The sequence below is a fragment of the Tianxiuia mixotrophica genome (genome assembly GCF_050596425.1).
Lineage (GTDB): Bacteria > Bacillota > Clostridia > Peptostreptococcales > Acidaminobacteraceae.
This window is the reverse complement of sequence record NZ_CP192292.1, coordinates 3,631,468-3,654,400: the sequence shown is the minus strand read 5'-3', so window position 1 is coordinate 3,654,400 and position 22,933 is coordinate 3,631,468. Positions and strand designations below refer to the sequence as shown.

The following is a 22,933-nucleotide window of genomic DNA, read 5'->3' as shown; positions in this document are numbered from 1 at the left end:
ATTCTTATGGATTATAATATAATGTATGAACGAGTTAAAATCTAACTGTCGACTGTGTCGGCAGTTTTTGTCTGTAAACAGACTCCATATGATTGTTGCAAGGTGAAAAGGATAGAGGAGGCAATATGTTTTCGCAACTGGATAATATATTAAAAGAAAAAACGGATGAAGTTGTATTTATAGAACTAAAAGAATCAGCCATTGAAGCTATGGGAGACGTGAAGTTGCCGACGGGCACACCAGTGCCATTTATGACTCGAGATATGGTCAGCAAAGTATCTGGCAATCAAGGGGCTGATATTTCCCTTCCATCCATCATGGAAGCCATGGTTCGTATCATGGGAATTGACACAGCTTTTCCATATAAAGAAGCCTACATGGCCTTTCTAAAAAGCATAGATGCTGATTTTAAAAAGAGAATACTTGCAGATGCCCTAGCCCTTGCCCAAGCAGAGGAAAAATTAAATGCTGTGGTTCGTCTTAGAGCTTACATGCTTTTTGATGCAAGAAATCTTGATGCCCTCTACAATCTGGCAAGACTTTGTGAAGAACTGGCTATCGAGCATGAAAAAGATGAAAACATTTACAAGCAGTTTACAGCGGCTGCACGCCAGGCTCTTGAAACTTGCATAGAAGTGGATAATGGTTTTGCACTTGCAGGCTATCATTTGGGTTTTCATTATGTTAATGATCAAGCCTATGGCCGTGCGGAGGCCATATGGGCTCAGGCTATGAAGTCGGACACTTTGACAGACGATCAAAAGGTTGAAATAATTAATACCCTTCGGAATATAGATGCGAAGCTTGAGTATGAAAAGGGCTATAAGCTGGTCATTGAAGGATTTTCAGATGAAGGGTTAGAACACCTTAGCCCTCTACTTGAAGACTACCCTGAGTGGTGGAATCTCATGTTCTTCGTTGGTTTGGCCTATCGTCAAAAAGAGATGTATGATGAAGCACTCCACTATTATAAACAGTCTCTTAACCTCAATACAGGCCATGTGGATACAATGAATGAAATTGGGATTTGCTATATGACCATGGGGCATTTCGATGAGGCGGAACGATACTTTAAAGAGGCTTTAAAAGTGAAACCTAAGAATAATGAGATTCTATGTAATCTTGGTATTGTTCATATACAACGTGGAGAATACTACGATGCCCTTGATAAAATAGAAGAGTCAGTAAAGCTTGATCCAGAAGATGAGGTTTCAAGCGCATGGCTCAGACAAGTTAAAATGCTCATCGAGCAAGAAGGTTCAACACAGCACTAGGGCTACAAAGCCTTCCAAATGAGAAATGAATAAGAAGGCTGAAAGGCCTGTCGAGCAATAGTCGTCTGACAATTCAACAATTTGTTGAATTTTAAGGCGACTTTTTTTATGGACAGTCAATTTATTTTTGTGGTCATGTCCGAGTAAGACCAGTGTAAAGGAAGAGGCTTTACTAGAAGCCTTCATCCTTTTTTTCATCATAATCATCAGGTATGGAGGGAAAATAGCAAGTTTCTTATTTGCAGGGAGACCGGCTATAATGAAGGCAAAATAAAGGGTCTAGGGGGGAAGAAACGTAAGAAACTTTGTTTTTTTAAGCGGATAGGGAACGTGATAATGTACAGAACAACATTTCATCCAATCAAAGGTAAATTGTTGCCAAGTGAAATTATGTACTTCAAAAAATACAAAATCAGTGATTAAGTTTCTTACACACATGTTGAATACATTCAAAAAATATTGTAAAATGAATTGAATTCAAAAAAATATTGAACTGTTACTAAAAAATTTTACAAATTCGTAGAAACGAAATGTTAGGAGTGTCTCGAATGATTAAGAATTTTGCAGATCTCCTGAATGCTGCTAAGAACCAGCAAACAATGAAGCTTGCTGTAGCTGCAGCGCAGGACGAAGACGTACTAGTAGCTGTGTGTAAAGCAGCGGAACAAGGACTGATTGATCCAGTGCTTGTGGGAGATATCGAAAAGGTTAAGGCACTTGCTGCGAAAAATAGTCTGAATATTGAAGATTATGAACTTGTAGAAGCGGTAGAACTTGAAGAAGCAGCAAAAATTTCAGTAAAGCTGGTTAGTGATGGTCATGCAGACTTCCTGATGAAGGGTCTTATTGATACGGCTATTCTACTAAAAGCAGTCCTAGATAAAGAGATTGGTCTAAGAACAGACAGTCAACTTAGTCATGTTATGGTTTATGAAGTTGAGTCATACCATAAGCTAATTTATTTAACAGATGGTGGCATGAATATCACACCTGATCTTGAAGCAAAGGGTAAAATTGTCAAAAACGCTGTTCAGGTTGTTAAAGCCATGGGTGCAGAACCTGTTAAAGTGGCATGCTTGGCTGCCAAGGAAAAGGTTAACCCGAAAATGCCAGCAACAGTGGATGCTGATGCCCTTCAAAAAATGGGTGAAAATGGTGATTTTGGTTCGGGTGTACTGGTGGAAGGACCACTTGCTTTTGATCTCGCAGTTTCAAAGGAAGCGGCTCGCATTAAAGGATTTGACAGTGACGTTGCAGGGGATGCAGATGTTCTTATGGTTCCAACAATCGAAATGGGTAATGGCATCGGCAAAGCAATGACATATATGGCAAAAGCGGATTCAGCGGGTATCATCATGGGGGCTAAGGTGCCTGTGGTACTAACATCGCGCGCGGATTCTGCACAAGTTAAACTAAACTCAATTGCACTCGGTAGTGTAATTGCAGCACATAAGTAGTTAAAGGAGAGTGAATCATGAAAGAATTCATGACAGGCAACGAAGCGGTCGCACGCGGTTGCTATGAAGCAGGCTGTACATTTGCATCAGCTTATCCAGGTACACCTAGTACTGAAATTCTAGAAAATGTTGCACAGTATAAAGAAAACATCTACTGTGAATGGGCTCCGAACGAAAAAGTTGCTATGGAAGTTGCTATTGGTGCAACAATGGCAGGTGCACGTTCACTGGCGGCAATGAAGCACGTTGGCGTTAACGTTGCAGCTGACCCACTGTTCACTCTAGGTTACCTAGGGGTAAACGGTGGATTCATCCTTGTATCAGCAGATGATCCAGGATGTCATAGTTCTCAGAATGAACAAGATAATAGATATTATGCTAAGTTCTCTAAAATCGGATGTATGGAGCCGTCAAACTCTCAAGAATCAAAAGATATGATCAAATCTGCTTTTGAAATTTCTGAGAAGTATGACACGCCTATCCTATTTAGAATGACAACTAGAATCTGTCACTCAAAGGGTCTTGTAGAGTTTGGTGAAAGAGAAGAAGTGGGTGCTAAGGAATACCAGAAGAATCCTGCTAAATGGATTGCTACACCTGCAAATGCAAAAAGACTTCACCCAATCGTTGAAGACAAACTTGTTGAACTAGAGAAATTCTCTAATGAAACAGACCTAAACTACTTTGTATGGAATGAAAAGAAAATCGGTATCATCAGTTCTGGCGTTGCATACACTTACGCTCAAGAAGTATTTGGTGATACAGCGTCTTACCTTAAGCTAGGATTTACTCATCCACTACCAATGAAGAAAATCAAGGAATTCGCTGATGAGGTGGAAACACTATACGTTATCGAAGAACTTGAGCCATATATTGAAGAACAACTAAAGGCAGCTGGCATTGAGTGCATCGGTAAGGAAAAGATTCCAAGAATCGGAGAACTCAACCCTGATATTATTGCTGAAGCCCTACTGGGTGAAGTGCGTGAAACAATGCATATTGAAGAAGATAAAAAAGTAAGCCGTCCTCCAACACTATGCGCTGGATGTCCTCATAGAGGGTTCTACTATGCACTTTCTAAGAAGAAGAACGTTGTCGTAACAGGCGATATCGGATGTTATACGCTTGGTGCTGCTGAGCCTCTAAATTCACTAGATTCATGTGTCTGCATGGGTGCGTCAATTTCAATGGCTCACGGTGCTCAAAAAGCATTCGAAAAGCACAATGTTGAAAAGCGTGTTGTGGGTGTTATTGGTGACTCTACATTCTTCCACACAGGTGTGAACTCACTAATTGACGTGGCTTACAACAAGGGCAATACAGTTTCAGTTATCCTTGACAATAGAATCACTGGTATGACTGGTCACCAAGAAAACCCTGGTACTGGCTTCACACTGATGGGTGAGCCTGCTAAGGAAATTGATATTCCTAAGCTTGTAAGTGCAATTGGTATTGAACATATTAAGACAATTAACCCACTTGATTTAGAAGAAGTAGACAAGGCCCTAGAAGAAGCATTTGCATTTGATGGTCCTTCTGTTCTTATTACAAGATGGCCATGCGTTCTTAAGAAGTTCTCTGATGCAGACTATAAAGAGTTTGGTCTTGAGAAAAAACTTTGTACAGTTGTAGAAGACAAGTGCAAGGGCTGTAAGATTTGTACAAAAACTGGTTGTCCAGCGATCAGCTTCAATAAAGAAACAAAGAAGGCGAAGATTGATGAGCATATGTGTGTAGGCTGTGAAGTTTGTCTACAAGCTTGCCCATTCGATGCAATAGAAAGAGCAGGTGAATAATCATGGGAGAAACTAAGAATATTCTACTTTGCGGCGTTGGTGGTCAAGGTATCATCACAGCTTCTAAAATTCTTTCTGCAGGTCTAATTTCTGCAGGATATGATGTAAAAATGTCAGAAGTACACGGTATGGCTCAACGTGGCGGTTCTGTAACGACACAGGTACGCTTCGGTGAAAAGGTTTGGTCACCAATTATTGGTCTTGGTCAAGCTGACATCCTTGTATCATTTGAAACAATGGAAACAGGCAAATGGCTTGAATTCCTAAAATCAGATGGGAAAATTGTAGTCAATGATTACCGTATCCCTTCAGCACCAATCCTAGCTGGTGCTTCTGATTATCCAGAAGGTGTTGTAGAGGCCCTATCAAACAAGGCGGATACAACTGCAATCAAGGCTGCAGAAATCGCAGTTGGACTTGGCAACATCAGAACACAAAACGTCGTTCTTCTGGGTGCTCTCGTTAAGGCTATGGGTCTAAACGAAATTGATTGGGAAGATGTTATTAAGACAACTGTAAAGCCAAAATTTGTTGATGTGAACATTCAGGCAATCAAAGCTGGCATGGACATGATTAAGTAAATTTAAATGGATTAAATACTTGGCTTGTATTTAATTGAAGTTTTATATAATTGGGGATGCTTTCATGCATCCCTAATTTTATGCGCACAATCACCACTTTCTTATATTGGATGGACATAACAATAAAAAACGCCCTACAAGATGCTATATGCATTTCTTGTAGGGCGTTTTGGACTTTCACAAAGTTATGTCTAGTTATCTCTAGTGTTTTTAAATAGTAAACTTAGCAATTTCCTTATTAAGCTGGTCAGCCATCATGTTTAGGTTTTCAGCGGCACGGGCCACTTCATCCACTGCACTAGACTGTTGCTGAACGCTGGCACTGACTTCTTCAGATGCAGCAGCGGTTTCTTCTGATACGGAGCTGATGCCTTCAATAGCACTTACAATGGATTCCTTGTCGTGGTTGACTTGGTCCAGGATACCATCAAACTCAGTCATTCTTGAATTAATGCGTTCAATGGCCTCGGTGATCTTATCAAAAGAACTTCCCATTAAGCCAACAGCGCCGCTTTGTTCTTCAGAACGGGTACGAACATCATTCATGATCTCGTTGGTGTTGTTGTTTTCGTCTAAAATAAGTTCCACAATTGTACGCACTTCCTCTGCAGCGGTGCTAGAGTCTTCTGCAAGCTTACGAATTTCGTCGGCAACAACTGCAAAGCCACGTCCGTGTTCTCCTGCACGTGCCGCTTCTATAGAAGCATTTAAGGCAAGAAGATTGGTTTGTTCAGCGATAGATCGTATCGTATCAACAAATTCACTAATATTATTGGTCTGATTTTCCAAATTGGTAACGGCTTTTTCAATACGCGAAATGGCCTCATTGTTATCATCGGTTTTCTCTTTAAGTTGCTTCATTGCGTCGCGGCCTTCCTCGCCGGCGTTATGGGCAGCACTTGTATCTTCGATGATGGCATCTCGACTGCTTGATAGTGCACCAAAACTTTCGCTAAGACCAGCGGCTCTATTGGCCCCTTCTTCAGCTTCAGAGGCTTGCTGGCTTGCCCCTTGGGCAATTTCATCAACCGTCCGTGCCACCTCATAAGAAGATGCACTAACTTGTTGACTGCTGGCCGCAAGGTCAGATGAAGCCCCTATGACTTCAGAAGCCACGTTTTGAGCGTTAGAAATCAGTTGACAGACAGACTGCATCATGGCTTCAAAGTCTTTAGACAAGGCACCAAATTCATCTGATCTGTTAATTTTCACATCCGCGGTTAAATCGCCATTTTTAATATGTTCCATAGCGTAGGAAAGTTTTTTCATTGGTGCTGTAATATTACCAGCAAAAACAAATGATGCAATAAGGGCTAGTGCTAGGGAAACACCCGCCACCACCATGAGTCTTGTGAGAATTGGAATGGTCTTGTCTTGGATTTCGCTTACATTGTTTGTTGTAAACACCTTCCACCCCAAGCGGTCTATAGTGCGAAGCACAGCAATTTTATCAACACCCTCCCAGGTATATGGCAGAATGCCATCTGGGTTTTCGCTGACGAATGTGGCGAGTTCTGGAATTGGAATTTCCTTACCTACCACATCTGGTACTCTATGGACGATGGTTGTACCATCAGGGGCGATGACAACCGGGTATCCAGTTTTACCGACATTAATACTAGAAATTTCCGAACTCAGGGCACTTAGATTAAGGTCCATTGCTACAACGCCAGTTACACGCCCAGAACCATTATCAATAGGTGCAGCGGCTGAAATAACCATTTCACCTGATGTTGCATCCTTGTATGGGTCGGTCCAAATAATCCTATTTTCTGCGATTGCCTTCGTATACCAAGGGCGCGTCGTCGGATCATAGTCAGCAGGCAGTTCTACAGCAGGGCGAATATAGAAATCCTTGTTTGCATAAGCAATATAGACATTTTTTACTTCTGGAAAGGCCTCTGTATAGCTAACGAGTATACTTTCCATACCAGGCACACGCATTTGATTGGACATTGCGGCCTTGACATTGACATTGTTTCGTACGAGATCAATACTTTTCTCATAACCATTTAGAAAGTGATTCAATGAATTCTCAACCTGATTCAGAGTCTCTCCTGCCGTGAGACTCAAATCGTCTTTAATGATAGAGTAGGTCTTCTCATATGTCAGCCCTCCTAAGGCCACCATAGGAAGAATGATGATAGCGACAAACATTAACATGAGTTTTGCTCTTAGTTTCATACGTCTCCTCCAAAATACCCGCTTTACGTCCATAAGACAAACTATTTGATAACAAGACCCTCAACTTGATTACCAGTTTGTTTGCAGTGTATCACTGCTGAAATTAGTACAAATAATAAATCAGGCGCTTGCAAAATTGCAGATCCACACCCTCGTCATATCGTATATAGAGTTTTGATTTTTAAATATCTATATATGTTATGAGGAGGACTCTTAAATGATATTTTGCATGTTGCCCAAATAAAAAACACGCCCAGCAGGCATGCCTTACTGCAGCCTGGCAGTCATAGGAAGCCCCTTAGACCCATAGCTTTGCGACCTTGACTTTCATCAAGTGTGCGGAATGAAATCATAAAATTTAGAAATGTAATACAATTCCTATTATACTAAAAAAGTTGATATATTACAATTTATTTAGGGGTGGCAATTGCCTGAAAAGCTTGATTCTTGACAATGTATCATGTATAATTTGTTGAAGTGTAAGAAAGGGGTGACAGCAGGTGCTGGCAAAAAGAATGTTTCAAAACAGTCATTTAAAAGAAAGAGCTTTTGACTTTATCGATTTTGATTTAATTGATATGAAACATATTGTCTGCAAGATTGTTGTCAATAAATTCAGACAATTCGAGGGTGCTATTTTCAGCTTCTTTGTTGTTTTTGTTTTCCACTTTGCCACGATTATTACACTGGATAATTTAATAGATCCTATTATTGCTATTGGTTCTAATGACATTTTGATTTCTAAACATCGGTTTAATACCGGTGTTTTTTTGTGCATTAAATAGGAACATTACGTGCACATGTCAAGAATCATTATGGGCCGATCATTTATACAGGGAGGTGTATATATACAAGAGTTATGCATTAAATAACATATAATGGGTGTTAGCTAAAGGTTAGATTGTTTTAAACAGAGCAAGAGAGACTGTAGGTATATGCACATATCTGAATAAATATTTATAAAATTTCATAAAAACTCTTGATTGTATGAATATATCTGCTATAATAAACTCAATATTTATACATTAGGAGGAATAATTATGAACAAACAAAAAGTCGTATTGGCTTATTCAGGTGGGTTAGATACATCAGTCATTCTAAAATGGTTAGAGGTAGAACATGGTTTTGAGGTTATAGCAGTTTGTGTGGACGTTGGTCAAACAGAAGACTTTAACGCAGTAAAAAATAAAGCCCTGACAACAGGCGCAAGCAAAGCTTATATTGTAGATGTAAAGGAAGAGTTTGTTAAGGACTATGTCTTTAAAGGTTTAAAAGCTGGTGCTGTCTATGAGGATGATTACCTCCTCGGTACAGCCTTTGCAAGACCACTCATTTCTAAGAAACTTGTAGAAATAGCCCAGCAAGAAGGCGCTGTTGCAATTGCTCACGGAGCAACAGGTAAAGGAAACGATCAAGTTCGTTTTGAAACAACAATTAAGGCTCTTGATCCATACCTAAAAATCATTGCACCGTGGAGAACATGGGATCTTAAATCCAGAGAAGACTGTATTGACTATGCATCAAAGCATGGAATTCCTATTCCTGTGACAAAAAAAGACATTTACAGCCGTGATGAAAATGTTTGGCATTTAAGCCATGAGGGTGGGGAACTAGAAGACCCATGGAATGAGCACAATCCAGAAATGTACAAACTGACAGCCAAGCCCGAAGACACACCAGATGAACCGGAATGTATCGAAATAGGCTTTGAAAAAGGTGAGCCTGTCCTACTAAATGGGAAAAAGTGCACACCGCTTGAAATGGTCTATAAACTCAACGAAATTGGTGGCAAGCATGGTGTGGGCATAATTGATATTGTAGAAAACAGACTTGTTGGTATGAAATCAAGAGGTGTGTATGAAACACCAGGTGGAACGATTTTATATGAAGCGCACAAACATCTTGAAAAACTGGTGCTTGATAGAAGCACTATGAGTTTCAAAAAGACTGTTGCCAACAAGTATGCAGAACTTCTATATGATGGTCTATGGCACTCAACTCTAAAAGAATGTCTAGATGCCTTTGTAAACCAGACTCAGCAAGTGGTTACAGGCTATGTTAAGGTCAAGCTTTTTAAAGGCAAGTGTGTTGTTGCTGCTACAAAATCAGAAAACAGTCTTTATAACGAAGATTTTGTTACCTTCGGTGAAGATGATGTTTACAACCAGTTTGATGCAGAAGGCTTTATCAATCTATTCTCATTGCCTCTTAAAATCAAGGCGATTAACAAGGCTGAGAAAGAAGCAAAAGATAGTGAGAAGGATGTGCACATAATATGAAACTCTGGGGTGGAAGATTCCAAAATGCAACCTCATCTCTAATGGATGATTTCAACAGTTCCATACAATTTGACTGGCAACTATATGAAGAAGACATCATGGGCAGTAAGGCACATAGTGCCATGCTTTGTAAAATTGGGATTCTAACAAATGAAGAGCTTGAAAGCATTCACAAGGCCCTAGATGAACTGAAAGATGATATCCAAGAGGGGCGCATTGAATTTCAGGTGTCTCATGAAGATATTCATATGAATATTGAAGCGCTGTTAACGGAACGCATAGGCAGTTTAGCTAAAAAAATTCATACGGCAAGAAGTCGAAATGACCAAGTTGCACTTGACTTGAGAATGTATGTAAAGACGGCTTCAGATCAAATTGAAGACCTTCTTTTAGAACTGATAGAGACCTTCACAGATGTTTCTAGCCAGGAAATTGATACATTTCTCCCTGGGTGCACGCACTTACAGCCTGCACAACCAGTTCGTCTTGGCTTTCACTTGATGGCCTATGCAGAAATGTTTAAAAGAGACACACAAAGACTGCGCGACGCATACAAGAGGTTGAATGTCTTACCGCTTGGTGCAGGAGCACCGGCCGGTACGAGTTATGAAACGGACAGGGCTTATATAGCAGAACTTCTAGGCTTTGATGAAGTGGGACTCAACGCTATGGATTCGGTGAGTGATAGAGATTTTGCAATCGAATTTCTCCATACATGTTCTCTGATTATGATGCATATGAGTCGCTTTTCAGAAGAATTAATTCTGTGGAGCTCAGGGGAGTACAAGTTTGTTGAACTGGATGATGCTTACAGCACAGGTAGCAGCATTATGCCCCAGAAGAAGAATCCAGATGCAGCGGAACTCATCCGCGGTAAAACGGGCACTGTCTATGGAAGACTGATGGGACTTTTAAGTGTCATGAAAGGCCTGCCTCTTGCTTACAACAAAGACATGCAAGAAGACAAGGTGCCTGTATTTGAAACGGTGAAAGATGTAAAACTCTCACTGGATATCTTCACGAAGATGTTGCAAACCACAGTCTTTAAGAGTGAAAATATGTTGGATGCAACCAAAAGAGGCTTTTTAAATGCCACAGATGCTGCAGATTATCTCGTTTCTAAAGGCATGCCTTTTAGGACAGCCCACGAAGTGATAGGCAAGATGGTTCTATACTGTGACAAAGAAAAAATCACCTTGACCGATTTAACATTAAATCAACTCAATGAGTTCTCTGATCTCTTTGAAGAAGATATTTATAAGCGAATAGAAATAGAAAACTGTGTAGAAGCTAAGAAATCCTATGGATCAACCTCAAAATCACAAGTCTTGCTCATGATAGAAAAAACGAACGAATGGTTAAACTCTGGTAAATAAAATCCAGAGTGAGAAATTGGAGGCTGACATGAAAAAGGGTTACTTGGCGCTAAGTGATGGCACTATATATGAAGGCAGAGCCTGGGGTGTACTTGATGCTCAACCAGGGGAAGTCGTATTTAATACAAGCATGACAGGGTATCAGGAAATATTAACAGATCCATCTTATTATGGCCAGATTGTTGTAATGACATATCCCCTTATAGGAAATTACGGCATCTTTGATGGGGATAATCAATCGAGAAAGCCCTATGTAAAGGGATTTGTTGTCAGAGAGTTATATGATGATGAAGACCACTGGAGAAGTCAGGACAATTTAGAAGATTTCCTCTGTAGAGAAGGCATAATTGCCCTAGATGGCATTGATACAAGAGCTCTGACAAAAAAATCAGAGATATTGGTGTTATGGCTGGCAAGATCATAGTGGATGAATCCAAGATAGACGAAACAGTAAAAAGCCTGCAAGGTTTTCAGTTAACAGGGGCAGTGATGAATGTTACCACTGAAAAAGCTTACACGTTGGAACCGGAAAACTGGAATGGCAAGCATGTGGCTGTTATGGATTTTGGTATAAAGAGAAATATTCTTAATTCCATGCTGATTCGAGGGCTAAAGTTGACTGTATTCCCTGCTGACGCAAAGGCGGAAGATATACTCAGTATTGATCCAGATGGTATATTCCTATCCAACGGACCTGGCGATCCCAAAGAGCTTACAGGCACAGTGGAAACCATAAAAGAACTTCTAAATAAAAAACCTATATTTGGAATATGTCTTGGACACCAACTCCTATGTCTGGCTTTTGGCGGTGACACAGTTAAGCTTAAATACGGCCACAGGGGAGGCAATCATCCAGTAAAAGACCTGATAAGAGATAAGGTTGTGATCACTTCTCAAAATCACGGCTATGTTGTACTAGATGAATCTCTAAACAAAGAAAATATTGAAATAACACATTTAAACGTCAACGATGAAACGATTGAAGGTATGAAACATAAACAGCTTCCGATTTTTAGTGTTCAGTACCACCCGGAAGCGTCACCTGGTCCAAAGGACTCGGAGTATCTCTTCGATGTGTTTGCCAACATGATCGAGTGAAACTGTTGATTAATCAGCTCCCGTGAGGGCTGAATCGCAGCCTGGAAGTAGACCCGGCTGCACAACTTTTATACAAATCTAAATGGATTGAGTGGGGATCACTAGGTACCAGTGATAGGTGCTCAATATAAATTTAGTACGCATAATAAGGAGGGTCTAGCCATGAAAGGAAAGACAGCATACAATAAAGTACTCGTTATCGGTTCAGGACCGATTGTAATAGGACAAGGCGCAGAGTTTGATTACTCTGGAACACAAGCATGTCAAGTTCTCAAACAAGAAGGCATAGAGGTCGTGCTTGTTAACTCTAATCCAGCAACAATTATGACAGATAAAACAATTGCGGATAAGGTATACATGGAACCTCTAACTGTTGAATTTCTTGAAAAAGTCATAGTAAAAGAAAAGCCAGATGCCATGCTTGCAGGTATGGGCGGGCAAACAGCACTGAACTTGACTATGGAACTTTGGGATGCGGGGGTATTGGCAAAACACAATGTTAAGGTCATCGGAACAAGTTTGGAGTCTATAAAAGAAGCGGAAGACAGAGACTTGTTCAAAATTGCAATGGAGAGCATTGGTCAGCCGGTCATTGATAGCCGTGTTGCATCGTCTGTGGAAGAAGCACGTCGCATAGCTGAAGGTATTGGACTTCCAGTTGTTGTTCGACCAGCTTTCACCCTAGGTGGCACAGGCGGCGGTATCGTTGAAACCATGGATGAACTTGAAGATATTGCAGCAAAGGGAATTGCCTTTAGTATTGCCGACCAGGTCCTTATTGAAAAATCCATCAAGGGATGGAAAGAAGTAGAGTACGAAATGATGCGGGATGCCCGCGGCACGGCCATTGCTGTCTGCAACATGGAAAATATCGATCCGGTTGGCATTCACACCGGAGACAGTATCGTTATTGCACCTTCTCAAACTTTGAATGATCATGAGTATCAAATGCTGAGAACCGCATCCATTGATATTGTCAACAAGCTTGGGATTGAAGGGGGCTGCAACGTACAGCTTGCTCTCCATCCTGAAAGCCAAGATTACTTTATCATTGAAGTTAATCCAAGAGTGAGCCGTTCCTCTTCTTTGGCTTCAAAAGCAACGGGGTATCCCATTGCGAAAGTGGCAACAAAAATTGCCCTAGGGTATGCTCTTGATGAAATTGAGAATGACATCACTGGAAAGACCAAGGCATGCTTTGAACCGACACTAGACTACTGTGTGGTTAAAATACCAAAATGGCCTTTTGATAAATTCAAGGAAGCTAAAAAACTATTAGGCACAATGATGATGGCCACAGGCGAGGTCATGGCCATTGGAAATAATTTTGAATCGGCTCTTTTAAAGGCTCTAAGATCCCTTGAAGCCTCTCAAGAAACTCTCGATTATATATCGGCTAAGGAAATGACGCTTGATGAACTGCTCTATAAGGTTAAGAAATCGGATGATGAGAGAATATTCTACGTGGCTGAACTAATTAGGCGGGAAGTGAGTCTTCTAAAGATAAAGGCTGAAACAGGCATTGATTTCTTCTTTCTGAAAAAGATTGCAGGGATTGTTCACCTAGAAGAGTCGATTAGGGGACGCATGCTGGAGTACTTGTCACCTGATCTTATCATGAAGCTTAAAAAGAAGGGCTTCTCTGATAAGGGCATGGCATCACTCATGCAAGAAACAAACATGCTTGATATCTACAACTACAGGAAAGAACACGGTATAGAAGTCAGCTATAAAATGGTGGACACTTGTGGTGGCGAGTTCGATGCTAAATCGCCTTACTACTACTCAACATATGCAGACCATGATGAAGTGGAAGTGACCGATAAGAAAAAGGTCCTCGTTGTTGGATCAGGTCCTATCCGAATTGGGCAGGGTGTTGAGTTTGACTACTGTTCTGTACATGGTGTTCTTGCCCTGAAAGAAGAAGGCATAGAAGGCATCATCATTAATAACAATCCTGAGACCGTGAGTACAGATTTTGATATATCCGATAAACTGTATTTTGAACCAATCACAGAAGAAGATGTTCAAAATATTATAGACAAGGAAAGCCCAGAAGGTGTTATTCTTCAGTTTGGCGGGCAAACGGCAGTTAAACTTGCAGAGTATCTGGACGAAAGAGGGATTAAAATCCTGGGAACATCTTATGATTCTGTGGATTTAACGGAAGATAGAGATCGTTTTATCGAAAGAATGTCAGAGCTGGATCTACCATATCCAAGGGGCATCGGTGTGACTTCGGTGGAACAAGGTGTTATAGAAGCTGAAAAACTTGGTTACCCACTTATTGTCCGCCCGAGTTATGTTATTGGTGGTCTGGGCATGCAAGTGGTTACTGATGAAGTTGGACTTAGAAAATACCTGGAAAATTCCATAACACCAAATCAAAAGAACCCAGTCTTGATTGACCAGTATATGGCGGGTAAGGAAATTGAAGTTGATGCCATTTCAGACGGTGAGGACATTCTGATTCCTGGAATTATGGAACACCTTGAAGAAGCGGGTGTCCACTCAAGGGATAGTATTTCCATATACCCTACAATTAGCCTGACTCAAAAGCATAAGGACCAACTTCTTGAATATACGAAGAGGATAGCAAGAGGCTTTAACCTTGTTGGACTGCTCAACATTCAATATGTCCTATACAACGATGACATTTATATTCTTGAAGTGAATCCTAGAGCGTCAAGAACGGTACCGTTTATAAGCAAGGTTACAGATATTCCAATGATTGACCTAGCCACGAAAGTTATGCTTGGTAAAGATTTGAAATCACTTGGGTACGGCCTTGATTTGGCTGATGAAAAGGACTATTTTGCTGTGAAACACCCTGTGTTCTCAATGGAAAAAATCCTTGATACAGAAATTGCGCTGGGACCAGAAATGAAGTCAACAGGTGAAATTCTAAGTATGGAGAAAACCTTGGATAAGGCTCTGTTTAAAGGCTTTATGTCCACCTATCAAAACGCTCTCAAAGGATCAAAGGTCTTTGTAAGTTTGCCCGATAATCTAAAGGAAAAATTTGTAGAGCCGATGAAAACACTTGTTAATAAAGGCTATACAGTGATATGTACAAAAGGCACTTATGAGTTTATGAAAGCGTCAGGTATAGATACAAGGACCATGACCATATGTCCATACGAAGACAAGGAACTGCACAAGGTGCTTCAAGATCCGGAGTTGGCCTTTGTTGTCGCTTTACCAAAAAAGGGACACAACAATAGCACGTTTGGATTTAAAGTTAGAAGACTGAGTGTTGAAAAGAAACTGCCATGCTTAACGTCCTTTGATACTGCAAAGGCACTGACAGAAATCATTGGCCATGGCATCACTTCGGCAGAAATTGAAGTGTATGACATATGTTCAGTGTCATAAAAGTAAGATACATTTAAAATTGAGAAATCGGAGTTCATATAATTTATGAAAGAACCCTTGGTAGATAGAATCTGCCAAGGGTTTTTCACATGGTTGTGTATCTGTGTGAGAAAATAGAGCAAATAAATATCTCTTTTCTAATGTTGCAGAAGGTATCGAAGGTGTTGTCGTTTGATTTGTAATAATACCGTGAATAAAATAATTTTAAGTACGGAGTTTACTATAATTATTACAAAGTAATAATGAATACAATATATAAACACTTTTATATTTTGTATAAAAAAATTAGTCAATCATGTCGATTGAAGGCCCGAATATGAAGTTTTGTTGAAATGTTACGAAAATTCAAATATATTCTGTCGTGAGGCTTGAGAGAGTATTTAATAGCTTGGTGGCCACCTCTATTAAAAATAAAGCCATATACAAGCAATGCTTGTATTTTTCTAAGACATGGAGGGAATATTATATGAATAAGCGTCTAGCAATAGCGCTAGCAGTTTTTTTGACACTATCTAGCGGTGTTCAAATGGGGTATGCTGGTGCAAATAGCACAGATGATTTTAGTGACTTTATCCAGTTGATGAACGAGGAATCTGAAATGCCTGAGTTCATGACAGGTGAAATGACCGTTCCAACGGATGCTGATGTGGATGATGTTATTGAAGCTTTTTTCAATGACAACCAGGACTTCTTAAAAGTTGAAACGAAGCAAGACAATTATTATAAGAAGTATGTAAAGAAGAATCAAAAGTTCGAAGATGATTTGGGACTCACTGTTATCCGTACTCAACAAGAAATTGATGGCATGCCAATTCTCGGTTACGACCAAGCCATGACGGTTGATGAAGACGGTGTTATTCGGTCGATCAGTGGCAATATTCTACCAGGCATAGACAAGATTGAAAAAGCTTTGGATAAGAAGAAAAAAGTATCTGAAGATGAAGCCATTGAAATAGCAGAAGAAGAGCTTGGTTTTACACCAAACTATGAGTATGACCCGGATGTAGAAGATGTTATTTTTATGAAGAACAAAAATCCAAAGGTGGCATATCAAGTCAATCTGAATTTCCTTGATCCAGAACCAGGCAATTGGGTTTTTGTGATTGATGTGAAAAGTGGTAAAGTGCTGAACAAGTACAATAAAATATTTACGGAAGGCCCAACAACGGGTACCGGTACGGATTTCCACGGCAACACCCACACTTTTAATATGTTCGAAACAAAGAGCAAGGGGAAACTGACATATTCCCTATATGATTCGACACGTGGTGACGGTATTGAAGTTTACGATGCATCATATCGTAGAAAACTGCCAGGGTCTTTGTGGTATGATCCAGATAAAACTTTAGATGAAGCATATGACGCAGTTGCAGTGGATGCGCATGTTAATGCAGCCATTGTATATGATTATTTTAATGACGTTCACAATAGAGATTCTTATGATAACAGATCGTCAAAAATAAAGTCTACAGTGCATTATCAAAGGGATTATGTCAATGCATTTTGGAACGGCAGTCAAATGGTTTATGGAGATGGAGATGGTCAAGAATACTACCCATTTTCAGCAGCTCTTGATGTGGTAGGACATGAGCTTACACATGCTGTGACAGAATATACTGCGGGACTACAATATCAAGACGAATCTGGTGCTATCAATGAAGCCATGTCAGATATTTTTGGAACCCTAATAGAATTCTATGCAAATGATGATCCTGATTGGCTGTGTGCTGAGGACATCGTTGGGCCAGCAAATGGAGACATAGCCATGAGATCTTTAGAAGATCCAGCAGCTATCTCAAATGGCCTAACTGGTCCATATCCAGATCATGTTTCAAAAATGTATACTGGAACTCAAGATTATGGTGGCGTTCACATCAATAGCAGTATTATTAACAAATGTGCTTATCTTATATCAGAAGGTGGATCTCACGAAGGTGTAAATGTCAATGGCATTGGTCGCGATAAGATGGGAGATATTTTCTATAGAGCATTATCAGCACACATGACGAGCACCACAGATTTCTCTCAACTAAGAGAAGTAACTGTTTATGCTGCAAGTGAGCTTTATGGATCAGGTAGCGATGAAGTTCAAACTGTTATGGATGCATTTGATGCTGTTGGTATTATCAATTAATTCTTAACTTATTTAATCCTCTAGAATGATTCCTCTAAGTTAGTTTCTTGGTTAAGACCGGCTTTTCTATTGAAAAGTCGGTCTTTTGTGTATTTTATAAAGGTAAGTCCATGAATAAGTATTCCTGTGAGTTAGCAAGTTGTGAAGTTTCAAAACTTAAAAGGCACTCAATTGAGGTGAAATTGCATGGGTGTAGTGGATGGAAAAATGAATTACCTAATGTTTAACAATGAATACAAATGATAATTAAATTTATACTACATATAAAAATATAGTCTAAATTTGTAATTTTATGGGCCGAATATGCAATTTAATTGAAATATTCAAAAAATTCAAATATATTCTTCATGAGGCTTGAGAGAGCATTTAATAGTCCGGTGGCCACCTCTATTAAAAATAAAGCCATATACGAGCGTAGCTTGTATCCAAATGACAATGGAGGGAATATTATATGAATAAGCGTTTAGCTTTAGCGCTTTCTGTTATGCTGACTTTATCTAGCGGTCTTCAAGTGGGTTTCGCAGATGCAACCGGCGAAGTGAATGATCAACCCGTTGAAGTACAAACTGAAGTCGAACAGACAGAAGAAGAAAAATCAGAAGAAGCAACAAATACAGAAGTCGGTACAGGGGAAGAAGCCGGCGAAGAAGAAAATCTAGCAGAGGCAGAAGAAGCTGAAGCACCAGCCGAAGAAGCTGAAGCACCAGCTGAAGAAGCTGAAGCACCAGCCGAAGAAGTTGAAGCGCCAGCTGAAGAAGTTGAAGCGCCAGCTGAAGAAGCTGAAGCACCAGCCGAAGAAGTTGAAGCACCAGCTGAAGAAGTTGAAGCGCCAGCTGAAGAAGCTGAAGCTCCAGTAGAAGAAGTTGAAGCGCCAGCCGAAGAAGTTGAAGCGCCAGCTGAAGAAGCTGAAGCACCAGCTGAAGAAGTTGAAGCGCCAGCTGAAGAAGTTGAAGCGCCAGCTGAAGAAGTTGAAGCGCCAGCTGAAGAAGTTGAAGCGCCAGCTGAAGAAGTTGAAGCACCAGCTGAAGAAGTTGAAGCTCCAGTAGGAGAAGTTGAAGCGCCAGCTGAAGACCTTGAAGTACCAGCCGAAGAAGCTGAAGCTCCAGTAGAAGAACTTCCTGAAGCTCTTCAAGAAGAGGTTCCAGTGGAAGCTGAACAAGTTCAAGAAACATCAATGACATTTGAAGAAGCTGAAGCATTATTTGATGACATCTTCGATGATTTCGTCCAGCTTATGGATGAAGAAACACATATGCCTGAATTTATGTATGGTGAAATCACTATGCCAACAGATGAAGAAATTGATGCAATTATTGCAGATTTCTTCAATGAAAATCAGAGTTTCTTCCAAGTTGAAGATGAACAAAATGATTATTTCCAAGAATTCTTTGATACAACAACTATGTTTGAAGATGATCTTGGTTTAACAGTCGTACGTACGCAACAGGAAATTGATGGCATGCCTATACTAGGTTATGACCAAGCTATGACTGTTGATGCTGATGGTGTTATCCGCTCAATGAGTGGTAATATCTTGCCTGAAATCGATAAAATCGAAAAGGCACTTAACAAGGAAAAGAAAATTTCCGGTTCTGAAGCGATTGATATTGCTGAAGACGAACTTGGGTTCTCGCCAAATTACGAGTACTCACCAGATGTTGAAGAAGTTATCTTTATGAAAAAAGATAAGCCTATTGCAGCTTATAAAGTTAACTTGAACTTCCTTGATCCAGAACCAGGCAACTGGGTATTTGTGATCAATGGACGCAATGGAAAAATCCTTAATATGTATAATAAGATTTATACCAATGGTCCAACAACTGGAACAGGAACTGACTTCCACGGCAATGTACACGATCTGAATACATACGCTGTAGATAGCTGGTGGGATACAGAATACGCACTGTATGATGATACACGCGGTGGCGGTATTCTCGTATATGATGGCCGTAATAGAACATCTCTACCAGGAACGATTTGGTATGATGCAGACAACAGATTCAACTCAGACTATGACGCTGTAGCTGTTGATGCACATGTTAACGCTGGCATTGTGTATGACTACTATAAAGATATGCACAATAGAAACTCATATGATGGTAATGATGCCCGTATAAAATCTACAGTTCACTATAAGCAAGACTACGTTAATGCATTTTGGAATGGCAATCAAATGGTTTATGGAGATGGCGATGGCCAAGATTACTATCCATTTGCTGCAGCTCTTGATGTTGTTGGTCATGAATTGACACATGCTGTTACAGAATACACAGCTGGTCTTGAGTATCAAAACGAATCAGGTGCAATCAATGAAGCCATGTCAGATATATTCGGTACACTCATTGAGTTCTACGCGAATGATAATCCAGACTGGTTATGTGCAGAAGACATCGTTGGTCCAACAAATGGGAATGTGGCAATGAGATCTTTAGAAGATCCTACAACTGTTTCTAATGGTTTAACTGGCCCATATCCTGATCATACGTCTAAAAAATACAATGGCACTGAAGATTATGGTGGTGTTCACATCAACAGCAGTATTATTAATAAATGTGCTTACCTAATCTCAGAAGGCGGATCTCACTATGGTGTTTCTGTTGATGGTATCGGTCGTGACAAAATGGGCGATATTTTCTATAGAGCCTTATCAGCACATATGACAAGCACAACTGATTTTTCACAGCTGAGAGAAGTTGTTATTTATTCAGCAGGTGAATTATTCGGTCAAAACAGCAGTGAAGTACAAACTGTAAAAGATGCTTTTGATGCTGTAGGTATTTCAAACTAAGCCAAGATAAGTGAAGTTATAAAAATGGGGATGTAGCCATTACATCTCCATTTTAATTGAAAGCATGTATAGAAACACAATATTAAAAATTAAAAACCACCTAAATCATGAATTTAAAGACATGATTTAGGTGTTTTTTTTGTACCGAGGGCTTTTGGTGTCTAGAATATCCGGTGTTTTTAGGACAATCAAGATCTGTACTCGCCGTTAATTTTAACGTAGTCGTAGGTTAAATCACACCCCCAAGCGGTGGCTGAGAACGGACCATCGTTTAAATTGACAAGTACGTTAATGTTTTCTGCAGACAAAATTGACTCAGCATATTCATCATCAAAAGTGAGCGGTGTGCCCTCTTTCATTAGGGGAAGAAGTCCGTATTCTGTTTCAATATGGAGATCTATATTCTCTGGCGGAAACTTAGCACCAGAATATCCAATGGCACAAAGTATGCGACCTCAGTTGGCATCCTTGCCAAAGAAAGCGGCTTTGACTAATGAAGAAGAGGCTACAGCCTTAGATGCAAGTCTTGCAGAGTGGTGGGATTCAGCGCCCACGACTTGGATTTCAAGGAGTTTAGTCGCGCCTTCGCCATCACGAGCTATGAGTTTAGAAAGTTCTGTACAGACAAGAAGGAGGGCTTTTTTAAAGGCATTAGAAGCGGCTGTATCATTTTTTAAATCCAGTTTTGATTGACCGCTGGCAAGGGCGAGAACCATATCGTTTGTTGAAGTGTCGCCGTCAACACTAATCATATTGAAGGACTCATCAGTTACAGTTTCTAGCGAATTCTGTAAGTATGTGGAGTCCACGTCCGCATCGGTCATGATAAAACCAAGCATGGTTGCCATGTTGGGGTGTATCATACCTGATCCTTTAGCAATGCCACAGATATTAAGTTTTTCAGTCCCCTTTGTAATAGTGGCAGACACCACTTTTGTATATGTGTCTGTCGTGAGGATGCTTTTTGCTAGATTTAAGATATTTCTTTCGTCTAAATTGGAACAGGCGCTGGTAATCCCTTTTCTCATTGTAGGCATGGGAAGGGGCACGCCAATAATTCCAGTTGATGCAAGTAAAACTTCAGATTTATCAATTTTAAGTTGATCTGCCACCAAATGCACAGACGCCTGTGCATCTTTTTTACCTTGATCACCGGTACATGCATTGGCATTCCCACTGTTTATTAGGATAGCTTTTGACGTGCTTTCATGAAGGTGCGTTTGAGAGAGGGTAACGGGAGCAGCCTTAGCTACATTTTGAGTAAATACACCGGCAGATGCGACAGATGATGGACAATATATGAGTCCAAGATCGCGTAGGTCAGTCTGTTTTTTTATACCACAGTGAATCCCAGAGTAGGAGAAGCCCGGAACCAATACTGGTTTTGAAAAAAGTGTTATTTTATACATGGTCAATCACCCTTTCGAATTTTGTAAAGCAGGTTTAGTTTGTATTAAAAAGGAATATAGATCAATTTTACAGATAAGTCGCAGTTAAACAAGACCGGTGCTTTCATCAAACCCAAATAGAATGTTAGCATTTTGAACAGCCTGGCCAGCTGCGCCTTTCATCAGATTATCAATGACGCTATGGATGACAATACAATTTGTCATTTCGTCATAGACAAGGTGAATATCACAGAAATTCGTATTTTTAACCCATTTCGTTTCAGGCATGGATTTAATCAAGCGGACAAATTTAGAATTCTTGTAGAATGAAGAATAAGTTATAAGTAAGTCATGAAAATTCACATCTTTACAATTTGGAATGTAGATTGAAGATAAAATCCCCCTCTCCATGGGAATAACACTAGGCGAGAAGAGTATTGATGTCTGCTTAGCGCCATGAAGATGAAGCGCTTGCTCCATTTCGGGTACATGTCTATGGGTTCCAGTTGCATATGGACGGATGGATTCGTTGGCTTCACAATACATATTGTAGGCATGTGTTTTTTTTCCTGAGCCACTCATACCTGACTTGGCGTCAACGACAATGAGTTTACCATTTAAGAGCCCTGTACTCGCTAGAGGCAGAAGTCCGAGGAGCGTGGCTGTTGGATAACATCCTGGATTTGCAATCAATCTTGATTTTTTACTTTGCAGCTCAGCTAGACCATAAGTGGATACAGATAAAAGGTCGGGCGCAAGATGTTTGGTCTGATACCATTTCTCGTAGACAGACTTCTCATTAAGGCGAAAATCACCACTAAGATCTATAACTGGGATTTTTAGATCGTAGGCCTTTTTAACCCAATCCATGGAGTGTCCATGGGGCAAACTCAAAAATACAAGATCTAAAGTTTTCATTTTTTCTTGAAAAGTGTCGAGGTTTATAAAGCAGTAGTCTTGATTAAAAGGATAACCACTGACATTAGATATAGGCACCTCATCTAAACTTCTAGATCCAAGCATGGTTAAATGAAATTCAGGATGTTTATCGATTAATTTAACAAGTTGAAGACCAGCATAGCCTGTGCCTCCAATTATTCCAACTTTCATTTGAAGCCTCCTTTGCAATATAGGGTAAGTTTATTTTGAGGATAATTATACATAAAAATGACTAAACAAACAAGAAAAACGGCTAAAAAACTT

Annotated in this window: 12 protein-coding genes, 2 pseudogenes and 1 riboswitch; of the genes and pseudogenes, 11 read left to right on the top strand and 3 right to left on the bottom strand. The window is 40.1% G+C overall.

The annotated features are described in order from the left end of the window. Positions 1–125 precede the first annotated feature (125 nt). The 4 genes from ACQ4KW_RS16240 (at position 126) to ACQ4KW_RS16225 (ending at position 5,108) form a co-directional block, all read left to right on the top strand. Positions 126–1,274 (top strand): tetratricopeptide repeat protein, encoded by a 1,149-nt coding sequence (locus ACQ4KW_RS16240; RefSeq protein ID WP_430883491.1) that lies wholly within the window; start codon positions 126–128, stop codon positions 1,272–1,274. 548 nt (positions 1,275–1,822) lie between these two features. Continuing rightward, positions 1,823–2,731: a bifunctional enoyl-CoA hydratase/phosphate acetyltransferase gene (locus ACQ4KW_RS16235; protein ID WP_430883490.1), complete on the top strand. Its 909-nt coding sequence runs from the start codon at positions 1,823–1,825 to the stop codon at positions 2,729–2,731. Between the two features lie 17 nt (positions 2,732–2,748). Beyond that, the gene (gene iorA / locus ACQ4KW_RS16230; protein ID WP_430883489.1) at positions 2,749–4,527 is read left to right on the top strand and encodes an indolepyruvate ferredoxin oxidoreductase subunit alpha; all 1,779 of its coding nucleotides are present in this window, start codon (positions 2,749–2,751) and stop codon (positions 4,525–4,527) included. A gap of 2 nt (positions 4,528–4,529) precedes the next feature. After that, positions 4,530–5,108 (top strand): indolepyruvate oxidoreductase subunit beta, encoded by a 579-nt coding sequence (locus ACQ4KW_RS16225; RefSeq protein WP_430883488.1) that lies wholly within the window; start codon positions 4,530–4,532, stop codon positions 5,106–5,108. A gap of 210 nt (positions 5,109–5,318) precedes the next feature. Here the strand turns inward: ACQ4KW_RS16225 and ACQ4KW_RS16220 are convergent, their stop codons facing one another. Next, on the bottom strand, positions 5,319–7,292 hold the full coding sequence (locus ACQ4KW_RS16220) for a methyl-accepting chemotaxis protein (RefSeq protein WP_430883487.1): 1,974 nt from the start codon (positions 7,290–7,292) through the stop codon (positions 5,319–5,321). A 268-nt stretch (positions 7,293–7,560) separates the two neighbouring features. Then, positions 7,561–7,643, bottom strand: a riboswitch (cyclic di-GMP riboswitch). 149 nt (positions 7,644–7,792) lie between these two features. Here ACQ4KW_RS16220 and ACQ4KW_RS16215 point away from each other — a divergent pair. The 7 genes and pseudogenes from ACQ4KW_RS16215 (at position 7,793) to ACQ4KW_RS16185 (ending at position 20,342) form a co-directional block, all read left to right on the top strand. Beyond that, positions 7,793–8,077 (top strand): hypothetical protein, encoded by a 285-nt coding sequence (locus tag ACQ4KW_RS16215; protein ID WP_430883486.1) that lies wholly within the window; start codon positions 7,793–7,795, stop codon positions 8,075–8,077. Between the two features lie 255 nt (positions 8,078–8,332). Beyond that, complete coding sequence (locus ACQ4KW_RS16210) at positions 8,333–9,571, top strand: argininosuccinate synthase (RefSeq protein ID WP_430883485.1); 1,239 nt, start codon at positions 8,333–8,335, stop codon at positions 9,569–9,571. Further along, the gene (gene argH, locus ACQ4KW_RS16205; protein ID WP_430883484.1) at positions 9,568–10,947 is read left to right on the top strand and encodes an argininosuccinate lyase; all 1,380 of its coding nucleotides are present in this window, start codon (positions 9,568–9,570) and stop codon (positions 10,945–10,947) included. The genes ACQ4KW_RS16210 and argH overlap by 4 nt, the downstream gene beginning before the upstream one ends. A gap of 28 nt (positions 10,948–10,975) precedes the next feature. Beyond that, positions 10,976–12,045, top strand: a pseudogene (carA, locus tag ACQ4KW_RS16200) (glutamine-hydrolyzing carbamoyl-phosphate synthase small subunit). A 162-nt stretch (positions 12,046–12,207) separates the two neighbouring features. Continuing rightward, positions 12,208–15,420 (top strand): carbamoyl-phosphate synthase large subunit, encoded by a 3,213-nt coding sequence (carB, locus tag ACQ4KW_RS16195; protein ID WP_430883483.1) that lies wholly within the window; start codon positions 12,208–12,210, stop codon positions 15,418–15,420. Between the two features lie 466 nt (positions 15,421–15,886). Continuing rightward, positions 15,887–17,554: a M4 family metallopeptidase gene (locus ACQ4KW_RS16190; RefSeq protein ID WP_430883482.1), complete on the top strand. Its 1,668-nt coding sequence runs from the start codon at positions 15,887–15,889 to the stop codon at positions 17,552–17,554. 451 nt (positions 17,555–18,005) lie between these two features. Next, complete coding sequence (locus tag ACQ4KW_RS16185) at positions 18,006–20,342, top strand: M4 family metallopeptidase (RefSeq protein ID WP_430883481.1); 2,337 nt, start codon at positions 18,006–18,008, stop codon at positions 20,340–20,342. Between the two features lie 188 nt (positions 20,343–20,530). On the opposite strand, the pseudogene argJ reads toward ACQ4KW_RS16185, so the two are convergent. Next, a pseudogene (gene argJ / locus ACQ4KW_RS16180) lies at positions 20,531–21,751 on the bottom strand (bifunctional glutamate N-acetyltransferase/amino-acid acetyltransferase ArgJ). Positions 21,752–21,835: 84 nt separating this feature from the next. Continuing rightward, entirely contained in the window at positions 21,836–22,840 is a 1,005-nt protein-coding gene (gene argC / locus ACQ4KW_RS16175) for an N-acetyl-gamma-glutamyl-phosphate reductase (RefSeq protein ID WP_430883480.1), read from the bottom strand. Between the last annotated feature and the right edge of the window lie 93 nt (positions 22,841–22,933).